The sequence below is a fragment of the Paenibacillus sp. 1182 genome (assembly GCF_017833915.1).
GTDB lineage: Bacteria > Bacillota > Bacilli > Paenibacillales > Paenibacillaceae > Paenibacillus > Paenibacillus polymyxa_D.
Map to the genome: position 1 here is coordinate 1 of NZ_JAFICR010000031.1, position 6180 is coordinate 6180.

A 6180-nucleotide genomic window follows, 5' to 3' on the forward strand; every position below is an offset into this window, starting at 1 on the left:
CTCGTTGTTCAGTTTTCAAAGATCAAACATTTCTCTTTCGCTGCGTTTTTCAGCAGCTATAAGATCATATCATGTTCGTTTCAAAAATGCAAGGGCTATTTTTTTAAAAAAAGATCATTTCACCCAAGCTTTTCGCTTTTGAAACTGCTGTTTTGTTGTCAGCTCAAATAATATATCATTTTCAGCCAGAGAAAGCAACTTGTAAAAATACCTTTTTTTTAAAAAAAACATGGGCTCCCTTCCTCCTTTTATTCAACCATTATTAGAATTAGCTCCACTGTTACTTCAAAACGGTTGGTTCATAAAATGTCATGCATTCAGTTCCATTTAATATATATACCTTATTGCTAATTAGCCGCTATACGACGTTAATTAGTTATTTGGTAATCTATGTTGTTCGTACCCCATGCGCTAGATTGCTATAAGACCTGCGGCAAGGCGAAGTCTCTTGGACCCCGCCTAATGGTATTCATATATTAGAGGCGACAAATTTCATGGGCACATTGGCCGTACGAAGGACAGCAGCACATGCCACGTAATACCTTGAGATCGTGAATGACAATCTTTCCATCCCTTGTATCTAGGGTTCCCTGTTCTTTCAGCGCGCTCAGCATCCGGTTCACGCTCTCGCGCGTCGCTCCAATCATCTCACCTAATTCGGAGTGACTTAGCTTCATATTTAATAAAATGCCATCCTTCACAGCCACGCCACATGTATTGCTAGCACGGATCAATGTAGACGCTAACGCTCCAGTTTTACCATACAACAGTAAGTCCCGAAAACGCGATTGCATAATGCGTTGCTTCATCGCCATCCACTGGATGAACTGAAGCGCCATTTCCCCATTTTTGGACAAGAGCGACTCCAGATCCTTAACAAGCACGACGCCTAACTCACACACATCGGCTGTTTCCGCAGTGCAACTATACTCTTCTCCATCTATTCCGCTAAATTCCCCAATTAAGTCGCCTTGATGCTGAATGGTCAGAATCAGTTCTTTACCATCTTCTGTCGATTTACGAAGTTTGACATGACCTGAATGTATATAATAAAGCTGCTCTGCATCATCGCCCTCTCGGAAAAGCATAACGCCTGCCTTTACCTTCTTCCAGGACATAATATCTTTTAGCAGATCAAAATGCTCATCTGTCAAATAAATCTGAATTCCCGTGCGTTCCGCTTCGTCCCCAAACCGTTCCATACAAGTGGCTTGCATGTTAGCGTCCTCCTCGTGTTTACCTGATATCTATATCATAATGTTTTAACGCCTGGGTTGTTATCGGGAGAACACCTGATTTTATACCTTCCTACTCCCTGATTTGCTGTGATAAATATCACTTCTGAAGTAAGCTAACGCCCCATTTATCGACCATTTCCCTACTCCTTATCCGACCAGATGAAAAGTCAGTGTTTCCTGCGCCTATAGATCAGGGGGTTCCCCGATCTACTTTTGCAACTGTCGAAACTACAATGAACTAGAGATATAGTTTGGTTATGAAAAAGGATGTGTCTTCTATGCTACAAATAACGGATGAAATGCGAAAAGAACTGAACCAGTTAAGAGATACTATTTATGGTGATCTCACTGCCCTCGCATTTATGTCCAAGTCAGGTGGTAAGTTGCATTGGTATTACGCCTCTGGTAGCCGAAGCAATCGCTATCGACTTATTTCTTTTAAGATTGGCCATGGTATTGCCGGTATGGCTGTTCGCTTGGGACGTACCGTAACTGTAAGTGCTTTGCTATCAGGTAGTATACGTCTGCGTCAGGAATGTGCACTAATGCTGGCCGAGCAGCTTCACTCTGCTGTTGCCATTCCCTTTTCCAGCACAGGAGATCTGCCCAACGGTGTGCTGCTTCTTGGTAATCGTGATGTGAGGATGTTCACAGAGTCTGATATAGCCGAGGCTACTCAAGTAGCTCAACGCCTTAGCCAACTATGTGCTTACCCTCTCACTCCATAGCTCAACAATGTTTCTATAGATAATGATCCTCATCAGATACTTGATATAGCTGTCCCTAACTATCTTTGTTGATTGAAATCCCTAAAATTTGCTATGATTATGACAAAACGTACGGTTTTTTACCGTTCGAGGGGATGACAAATTGATTCGTATACTAGTAGTGGATGATCACGTTGTCGTACGTTCTGGCCTCATGGCCCTATTGGACGGCAAAAACGGTATTAAGGTAGTAGGAGATGCAGCAGACGGGGATGAGGCAATCCGCAAGGCAGTGGAGCTACAACCTCATGTTGTGCTCATGGATTTTAGCATGCCACCTGGAAAAGATGGTCTCACAGCAACCACTGAATTAAAAAAACAGCTGCCCGATACAGAAGTCCTTATTTTAACGATGCATGACGATGAAGAATATCTGTTCCGAGCCATTCAAGCTGGAGCATCCGGATATATTTTAAAAAGCGCACCTCACGAGGAGTTACTCGCTGCCATCCAGTCTGTGGCCGAAGGTAGTGCCTATTTGTACCCGAATGCAACCAAACGACTGATGAGTGAATATCTGGACAAAATCAAACAGGAAGGCATAGCCGGACCCTATGAATCCTTGTCTGAGCGGGAAAAAGAGATTCTATCCTGGGTAGCCAAAGGATATGCCAACAAGGAAATTGCCGTGCACCTGGTGATTAGTGTCAAAACCGTAGAGTCCCATAAAAGCAATCTTATGGAGAAGCTTAACTTGAAAACACGACCTGAGCTAGTCAAATTCGCACTAAAAAAGGGGCTACTCCATTATGAATGAACCTTCTAACCCTTTACTGCAGCATGCCTTTGGTGAATCAACCGATAAACTGCTGAATGATCTGGAAATTTATATACCAGAATCCCCTTTTCTTCATGCGCTGCGTAACTCACTCCACCAATTATCCAATCTGAAATTTGCCCTAGATACGTCTTCCATCGTTGCTTTGACCGATCATCGAGGTATTATTCAGTACGTAAACGACAAGTTCTGTGAGATTTCGCAATACAGTCGTGAAGAGCTGATCGGTCAGGATCATCGTCTCATTAATTCAGGCTATCATACCCCCGCCTTCATGAAAAACCTGTGGACTACGATCCGTTCAGGTGAGGTATGGCAAGGAGAAATACGTAATCGTGCTAAAGATAACAGCTACTACTGGGTGAATACTACGATCGTTCCGTTTATGGACGAGGAAGGTAAACCCTATCAGTACTTAGCGATCCGCAATGAGGTCACTAAACTGAAGAGAGTAGAAGCTGAACTTCAGTCTATGATGACACAAGTCATGCAAATACAGGAAGAAGAACGTAAACGCTTTTCAAGAGAGCTGCATGATGGGATAGGGCAAAGCTTATTTTCACTTATTATCCAATTGGATAGCCAACTTGCCGAACAACCTAGTGCTACTCTGGAGAATCTCCGTTCGCAGGTGACCGACATCATCAAAGATGTTCGTGGTCTAGCGTGGGAACTTCGTCCCTCAGTTCTGGATGATCTGGGTGTCGTCCCAGCCATAAGAACCTATATTGAAAACTTCTGTTCTCATTACGGGATTGAGGTGCATTTTCAATGCAATCTACGTAAACGGGTTGATATTCGCAAGGAAATTGCAATTTATCGGATTGTACAAGAGGCGTTAACGAATGTAGCCAAATACGCAGATGTAGCAGAGGCATATGTCGACGTTGAGGATCAAAATGAAATGATACAAGTGACCATTCGGGATAAAGGCATTGGATTCTCTGGAAAGTCCCAAGGAGAGGGAGTTGGATTGTTCAGTATGGAAGAACGAGCTAGAGGGGTAGGGGGATTTATGAGCATAACCTCTGCTCCAGACGAGGGAACCTCCATCCAGCTAACCATTCCCGTGTAAAAACTGTCCACTAGATCGGTTATCGGTGTATGCCAGTTGTATGATCAGAACGAATACACCGATACCGAAGATTATGGATAATCAACACATTGTGGATTACATGAGGATAAATACAAAAAAAGAGAGAGCTCTGTCCCCAGACAGGCTCTCTTTATTTATAAGGTGTCACCACTGAGGCAACAAGAATCCGCTATAGCAAAAAGCGGGTGATGGGAATCGAACCCACGCTACCAGCTTGGAAGGCTGGAGTTCTACCATTGAACTACACCCGCAAAACAGTATCGGGATGACACGATTTGAACATGCGACCCCCTGGTCCCAAACCAGGTGCTCTACCAAGCTGAGCTACATCCCGACATTATACATTTTTTTTAAGAAATGGCGCGCCCTGAGAGATTCGAACTCCCGGCCTTTTGATTCGTAGTCAAACGCTCTATCCAGCTGAGCTAAGGGCGCATATTAAATTCCATAATGAGTAGTCAAGGCGCCACCCAGATTTGAACTGGGGATGAAGCTTTTGCAGAGCTTTGCCTTACCACTTGGCTATGGCGCCGTATGGATAATGGAGCGGACGACGGGAATCGAACCCGCGACCCTCGCCTTGGCAAGGCGATGCTCTACCGCTGAGCCACGTCCGCAAAATATGGTGCGGTCGAGAGGACTCGAACCTCCACGGGGGGTTAGCCCACACGGACCTGAACCGTGCGCGTCTGCCAATTCCGCCACGACCGCAAAATAATTATAAATGGTGAGCCATGAAGGACTCGAACCTTCGACACCCTGATTAAAAGTCAGGTGCTCTACCAACTGAGCTAATGGCTCTTAATGGCTGGGGATATAGGATTTGAACCTATGCATGACGGAGTCAAAGTCCGTTGCCTTACCGCTTGGCTAATCCCCAATAAATTAAGAATAAAGGGCGGCCGATGGGGCTTGAACCCACGAATGCCGGAGTCACAGTCCGGTGCGTTAACCACTTCGCCACGACCGCCATATGATTATGAAAAGACTGGTGGAGGATGATGGATTCGAACCACCGAACCCGTAAGGGAGCAGATTTACAGTCTGATGCGTTTGGCCACTTCGCTAATCCTCCAAAATGGTGCCGGCGAGAGGACTTGAACCCCCAACCTACTGATTACAAGTCAGTTGCTCTACCAGTTGAGCTACACCGGCACATTACTCATTTCCCACTTGAAAGGTGGCTCGGGACGGAATCGAACCGCCGACACGAGGATTTTCAGTCCTCTGCTCTACCGACTGAGCTACCGAGCCATATTAAATTTTATTACTACATCATATAATCCGCACTATATATGCCAATTATATATGAAGCTAAAATGGCGGAACTGACGGGATTCGAACCCGCGATCTCCTGCGTGACAGGCAGGCATGTTAGGCCTCTACACCACAGTTCCAGAGGCATTTCCAATAGGAAATTAATTGCGGGGGCAGGATTTGAACCTACGACCTTCGGGTTATGAGCCCGACGAGCTACCGAACTGCTCCACCCCGCGACATTAAAAAGCATTTCTCAAATTTTCTTATGGTGGAGGCTGAGGGGATCGAACCCCCGACCCTCTGCTTGTAAGGCAGATGCTCTCCCAGCTGAGCTAAGCCTCCATATTATGACCCGTAGGGGATTCGAACCCCTGTTACCTCCGTGAAAGGGAGGTGTCTTAACCCCTTGACCAACGGGCCTTGCAAAATAAGTTCTGGTCTCAATAAATTTATGGCGGAGAGAGAGGGATTCGAACCCTCGCACCACTTTCGCAGTCTAACCCCTTAGCAGAGGGTCCCCTTATAGCCACTTGGGTATCTCTCCGAGTAGCGGCAGAGGGGATCGAACCCCCGACCTCACGGGTATGAACCGTACGCTCTAGCCAGCTGAGCTACGCCGCCACCTTAATATATAAAAGTCAGAAATATTCAAAATATGGCTCCCCGAACAGGACTCGAACCTGTGACAACTCGATTAACAGTCGAGTGCTCTACCAACTGAGCTATCAGGGAATATTGGTGGAGCCAAGCGGGATCGAACCGCTGACCTCCTGCGTGCAAGGCAGGCGCTCTCCCAGCTGAGCTATGGCCCCAATCTTTTTGTTATTCTAGAAGTGGTGGGCCTTAGTGGACTCGAACCACCGACCTCACCCTTATCAGGGGTGCGCTCTAACCAGCTGAGCTAAAGGCCCTAACATGTAAAAATTTATCATCCTCTAAAGGATATCGCTTGGCGACGTCCTACTCTCCCAGGACCCTGCGGTCCAAGTACCATCGGCGCTGGAGGGCTTAACGGTCGTGTTCGGGATGGGTACGTGTGGA

4 protein-coding genes, 21 tRNA genes and 1 rRNA gene are annotated in these 6180 nt (G+C 46.2%); 3 read left to right on the top strand and 23 right to left on the bottom strand.

What is annotated here, in order from left to right; all coding sequences use genetic code 11:
* Positions 1-476: 476 nt before the first annotated feature.
* Entirely contained in the window at positions 477-1217 is a 741-nt protein-coding gene (locus JOD82_RS28685) for a Crp/Fnr family transcriptional regulator (protein WP_029516024.1), read from the bottom strand.
* A gap of 299 nt (positions 1218-1516) precedes the next feature.
* Between JOD82_RS28685 and JOD82_RS28690 the strand changes: the two genes are divergently transcribed.
* The 3 genes from JOD82_RS28690 (at position 1517) to JOD82_RS28700 (ending at position 3858) form a co-directional block, all read left to right on the top strand.
* Positions 1517-1966, top strand: coding sequence for a GAF domain-containing protein (locus JOD82_RS28690; protein ID WP_029516025.1), 450 nt, complete (start codon positions 1517-1519; stop codon positions 1964-1966).
* Between the two features lie 142 nt (positions 1967-2108).
* Complete coding sequence (locus JOD82_RS28695) at positions 2109-2762, top strand: response regulator transcription factor (protein WP_209950381.1); 654 nt, start codon at positions 2109-2111, stop codon at positions 2760-2762.
* Positions 2755-3858: a PAS domain-containing sensor histidine kinase gene (locus JOD82_RS28700; protein ID WP_029516027.1), complete on the top strand. Its 1104-nt coding sequence runs from the start codon at positions 2755-2757 to the stop codon at positions 3856-3858. Before JOD82_RS28695 ends, JOD82_RS28700 begins: the two co-directional genes overlap by 8 nt.
* Positions 3859-4059: 201 nt before the next feature.
* Here JOD82_RS28700 and JOD82_RS28705 read toward each other — a convergent pair.
* The 22 genes from JOD82_RS28705 to rrf form a co-directional block, all read right to left on the bottom strand.
* Positions 4060-4130, bottom strand: a tRNA-Gly gene (locus JOD82_RS28705).
* Between the two features lie 9 nt (positions 4131-4139).
* Positions 4140-4213: transfer RNA gene (locus JOD82_RS28710), tRNA-Pro, on the bottom strand.
* A gap of 24 nt (positions 4214-4237) precedes the next feature.
* A tRNA-Arg gene (locus JOD82_RS28715) sits at positions 4238-4314 on the bottom strand.
* Positions 4315-4340: 26 nt separating this feature from the next.
* Positions 4341-4411: transfer RNA gene (locus JOD82_RS28720), tRNA-Cys, on the bottom strand.
* Between the two features lie 10 nt (positions 4412-4421).
* A tRNA-Gly gene (locus JOD82_RS28725) sits at positions 4422-4496 on the bottom strand.
* A 6-nt stretch (positions 4497-4502) separates the two neighbouring features.
* Positions 4503-4590: transfer RNA gene (locus JOD82_RS28730), tRNA-Leu, on the bottom strand.
* Between the two features lie 14 nt (positions 4591-4604).
* Positions 4605-4680: transfer RNA gene (locus tag JOD82_RS28735), tRNA-Lys, on the bottom strand.
* A gap of 4 nt (positions 4681-4684) precedes the next feature.
* Positions 4685-4759, bottom strand: a tRNA-Gln gene (locus JOD82_RS28740).
* 17 nt (positions 4760-4776) lie between these two features.
* A tRNA-His gene (locus JOD82_RS28745) sits at positions 4777-4849 on the bottom strand.
* 19 nt (positions 4850-4868) lie between these two features.
* A tRNA-Tyr gene (locus JOD82_RS28750) sits at positions 4869-4954 on the bottom strand.
* 4 nt (positions 4955-4958) lie between these two features.
* Positions 4959-5034 (bottom strand) — tRNA-Thr (locus JOD82_RS28755).
* A gap of 26 nt (positions 5035-5060) precedes the next feature.
* Positions 5061-5133, bottom strand: a tRNA-Phe gene (locus JOD82_RS28760).
* A 66-nt stretch (positions 5134-5199) separates the two neighbouring features.
* Positions 5200-5276, bottom strand: a tRNA-Asp gene (locus JOD82_RS28765).
* Between the two features lie 25 nt (positions 5277-5301).
* A tRNA-Met gene (locus tag JOD82_RS28770) sits at positions 5302-5375 on the bottom strand.
* A 30-nt stretch (positions 5376-5405) separates the two neighbouring features.
* A tRNA-Val gene (locus JOD82_RS28775) sits at positions 5406-5481 on the bottom strand.
* Between the two features lie 6 nt (positions 5482-5487).
* Positions 5488-5559, bottom strand: a tRNA-Glu gene (locus JOD82_RS28780).
* A gap of 32 nt (positions 5560-5591) precedes the next feature.
* Positions 5592-5683 (bottom strand) — tRNA-Ser (locus tag JOD82_RS28785).
* A 3-nt stretch (positions 5684-5686) separates the two neighbouring features.
* A tRNA-Met gene (locus JOD82_RS28790) sits at positions 5687-5760 on the bottom strand.
* Between the two features lie 35 nt (positions 5761-5795).
* Positions 5796-5871: transfer RNA gene (locus tag JOD82_RS28795), tRNA-Asn, on the bottom strand.
* 4 nt (positions 5872-5875) lie between these two features.
* Positions 5876-5951: transfer RNA gene (locus JOD82_RS28800), tRNA-Ala, on the bottom strand.
* A gap of 22 nt (positions 5952-5973) precedes the next feature.
* A tRNA-Ile gene (locus JOD82_RS28805) sits at positions 5974-6050 on the bottom strand.
* Between the two features lie 36 nt (positions 6051-6086).
* Positions 6087-6180, bottom strand: a 5S ribosomal RNA gene (gene rrf, locus JOD82_RS28810); the annotation flags it as partial.

Excerpts from the sequence above, each read along its gene's own strand:
- JOD82_RS28685 (WP_029516024.1), bottom strand. The coding sequence starts at position 1,217 with ATGCAAGCCACTTGTATGGAACGGTTTGGGGACGAAGCGGAACGCACG.
- JOD82_RS28690 (WP_029516025.1), top strand. The coding sequence starts at position 1,517 with ATGCTACAAATAACGGATGAAATGCGAAAAGAACTGAACCAGTTAAGA.
- JOD82_RS28700 (WP_029516027.1), top strand. The coding sequence starts at position 2,755 with ATGAATGAACCTTCTAACCCTTTACTGCAGCATGCCTTTGGTGAATCA.